Here is a 3,237-nt window from a genome sequence, read left to right as displayed (position 1 = left end):
AATTCCGAACCATTAATAACTTGGTACTCTTGTCCGAGCTTATCTAAACCACGTTGATAAGCTTCCAAAACCTTAATACCACGGTCTTCTACCGCACCTTGATATTTACCGCTTGGACGCATGTGACAATCGATTGCGTATTTTTTTACTAAGTCATGCAAAATAGACTGACCTAACAAATTGAGCTTCAGTGTTGTTTTGGCAATGTCGATATCACCAATATAGTCTTCGGCGCCAATGTCGTGCGGAAGATCAATTGCAAAACCCGCATTACGACCAGCCGTACCAAAACCAACTTCTTGCGCTTCAATCAAGATCACTTCATCATTTGGAAAATTGAGTGCCAATTGACGTGCTGCGGCCAAGCCCGTATATCCTGCTCCAATTACTGCCCAGCGTGCTGCGCTTTTACCCGTATGGCTTGGTTTAACCATTCGTTTTGGGCTGAGGTGATACCATGCACATCGTTGATCATCGGCAGGTAAGGCTGTAACTTTTGTCATTTCAAAAACTCCATTTATATTTTCCACTCACCTACTTTTCCTGTAAGTGAAAGTATTATTTGTAAAAGGTTTTGCCTTTAATTAATAAGTAAGTGGAACATCAATACCTGCCGGAACAACATATTCAGTCATTCGACGGCGAGATAAATCCATGTGCACGCGGATCAGCTCACCAGCTTCACCTGCGTTGTGACGCTCAATCGCATCAATAATCTGGTCATGCTGAAGAACTGCTGTATCGAGGTCTTCTTGCATATCTGTTGAGGTAGGTTGGCGATAGAAAATTTTGCCTAAACGTGCATGGTCAATCAGCAAGCGCTCTAGACTTGGTAAGAGATATGCATTTTGTGCAATTCGTCCTATTTCCAAATGAAATTGGTTGTTATAGTAAACACGGCCTTCCAAGTCATTTTCATCAATCGCTTGACGGAATCGTTGCTGGATTTCTTTCAATTGATTAATCTCAACTGGCCCTGCATTTATTGCTGCTAATTGTGTTGTAGCGATATAAACTAATGGCGCAGCAAGAAAGAAATTACGGAGTGATTGATGGCTCATCGAAGAAACACGAGCAGCACGATTTGCTTCAAGCTCTAGATAACCTTCGGCAGCCATTTGACGGATAAGTTCGCGAACGGGCGATCTGGAAATCCCAAATTCTTCACTCAAGGATATTTCATCTACAATTGCGCCCGGTGCCAATTCCATACTAATAATTCGGCGTTTTAATGTTTCGGCTAAACGTATTTTCTTATCCATCTTAACCACTCCATCCATAAGCCTGAGCTCGGTTCCTACCTTTCTGGGAAATGTCTACAATTTGTATAATTCTCCATTTCTCAAATAATACAATGTGTCTACAATCCAAAAAGATAAAGAAAAGGACAGAAAATATAATGGATTTACCTAAATCAATTTTTTGTACTTAAGATAACTCCGACGAAGAAGAATTCCCCCATTACCCAAAGCATGCTAATATCCAAATTCTGACAATCGTCCATGTCAAAATAATTTATAGAGGGAATAAGATGTTAAAAACTCAAAAAATCAACATCGTACAAGAATTTGATGCACCCGTAGACAAAGTCTTTGCAAGCTTAAGTGAGCATGAAAACCTAAGCAAACTTTTCGCTCCTGCTAAAGTGACTCGTATTAGCAACGGAAAAGACGCCCGTAATGGTGTTGGTTCTGCACGCAAAATGTCTATTCCACTGACCCCTTCATTTGTAGAAACAAATTTAGTCTATAAAGAAAATGAACTGATCGAGTACGCAATCACAAGCGGGATTAGCCCAATTAAGGGTCACCGTGGTGTAATGAAATTTACTGACTTGGGAAATAACCGTACTCGTTTAGATTACACCATTAGCTTTAAAGGTCGCGTTCCTTTTATTGGCCCGATTATTAAAGCAGCCTTACAAAATGGCGTGAGTCGTGGGCTTAAAAAACTCAAATTTTAATCAAGATATAAAATAAAAAGCCCTTTATCGGGCTTTTATTTTTAAGTAGATGTATGGATGAACTGCTGCATCAATTTCTACAAATAGGAAATTCGAGGAACTAACCACAAAAACAAAAGCCGACTCGTTAAAGTCAGCTGAATACTACAGTTTGAGAAAATTGCTTAAATAGTTCTTGTTCGTGGCAATCTTCTATCTATTTTCTTTTTCTAAAATTAATTTAACCCTTGATTATGACTATTTGATTAAAAAGAAATCAAAAATCTTAAATAAAATGCAAAATAAATCAACATTTATGAAATTAGTTAAATTCGAATCACACTTATTAAAAGTAATGTATATCAACTAGATCTTTAGAAGTTTTCTAAAGTTTAGTATGCTAAAAATAACTTAATAATTAATAGAAAATAATCAATCCAATGGAACATCAAAGTTTGTTAAAGGAATTAAATTCACTTATTGAATATTATTCCAAAAGAACAGATTGTCCGCCTACCCGAATTCGCATAGGTTACAGAGCCTATGCAAAACTCATGCAAAATCCAAAGTTTGCTGATGAAGTGTCAAACTCTGCTTTAGATCCAAACAAACGTAAATATAAAAAGTTGAAAATTAAAGTCACTAAAGATGACAATCAGCTTGAACTCGAATAAATAAAAAGCCCAGTTACGGGCTTTTTTCCTTTTAGAATGTGTTTGAATTTATCGCTAAGACAGCATTATTAAAAAATACTCGAGTAGCTTGTCTCGCTCATCTACACTGTTTTTACTTAAAAGCTGAACCATTGCTCCATCAATCACAAATAAAAACATGTGGGCATCTTTCATTGAAGCTGTAGTTTTGACGGTTAAAAGCAGTTTATAAATTTCGTTGATTAGCCAAGTTCTATATTCAATCACCACGCTGTAGGCCTTTGGGTAAAGCTTTTCAATTTCAAAAATTGCTTTAAAGGGTAAACGATAAAAGCCATTTAAATCGGCATGTATAAGGTAAATCTGTTTGAGTTTATCAAGCACCATTTCTTCACGGTAAGATTTGAGAATTGAAAACACTTTTACTTTGAGCGCATCTTTTTGAAAAGTGAGACACATTTCGATGAGTCGTGCTTTTGAGTGAAAGTCGTTATAGAAAGTAGCTTTGGGGATTTTGGCTTCTGCAATAATTCGGTCGACACCAACTTTATTAAAACCATCCTGATTAAATAGATCTTTTGCTACGTGAAGCACGCGCAGTGCTCTAAATGAAGATTCTAAATTTTTCATGTATACCGCTTA

General features: G+C 36.9%; 5 protein-coding genes. 2 read left to right on the top strand and 3 right to left on the bottom strand.

Annotated features, from left to right (window positions below):
- Positions 1–503: NAD(P)/FAD-dependent oxidoreductase (locus UC75_RS19410; RefSeq protein ID WP_228136970.1), on the bottom strand; the 503-nt coding region annotated here is incomplete at its 3' end.
- An 81-nt stretch (positions 504–584) separates the two neighbouring features.
- Entirely contained in the window at positions 585–1,262 is a 678-nt protein-coding gene (locus UC75_RS00490) for a GntR family transcriptional regulator (RefSeq protein WP_228136969.1), read from the bottom strand.
- A gap of 269 nt (positions 1,263–1,531) precedes the next feature.
- Between UC75_RS00490 and UC75_RS00485 the strand changes: the two genes are divergently transcribed.
- Both UC75_RS00485 and UC75_RS19215 read left to right on the top strand, forming a co-directional pair.
- On the top strand, positions 1,532–1,963 hold the full coding sequence (locus tag UC75_RS00485) for an SRPBCC family protein (RefSeq protein ID WP_049836335.1): 432 nt from the start codon (positions 1,532–1,534) through the stop codon (positions 1,961–1,963).
- A gap of 419 nt (positions 1,964–2,382) precedes the next feature.
- On the top strand, positions 2,383–2,616 hold the full coding sequence (locus UC75_RS19215; protein WP_049836334.1) for a hypothetical protein: 234 nt from the start codon (positions 2,383–2,385) through the stop codon (positions 2,614–2,616).
- 54 nt (positions 2,617–2,670) lie between these two features.
- Here UC75_RS19215 and UC75_RS00475 read toward each other — a convergent pair whose 3' ends face one another.
- On the bottom strand, positions 2,671–3,225 hold the full coding sequence (locus UC75_RS00475) for a TetR/AcrR family transcriptional regulator (RefSeq protein ID WP_049836333.1): 555 nt from the start codon (positions 3,223–3,225) through the stop codon (positions 2,671–2,673).
- Between the last annotated feature and the right edge of the window lie 12 nt (positions 3,226–3,237).

The organism is Acinetobacter sp. V2 (genome assembly GCF_001188385.1).
Taxonomy (GTDB): Bacteria; Pseudomonadota; Gammaproteobacteria; order Pseudomonadales; family Moraxellaceae; genus Acinetobacter; species Acinetobacter oleivorans.
The sequence above is the reverse complement of the archived record's forward strand: the minus strand, read 5'-3'. Positions and strand labels throughout refer to the sequence as shown.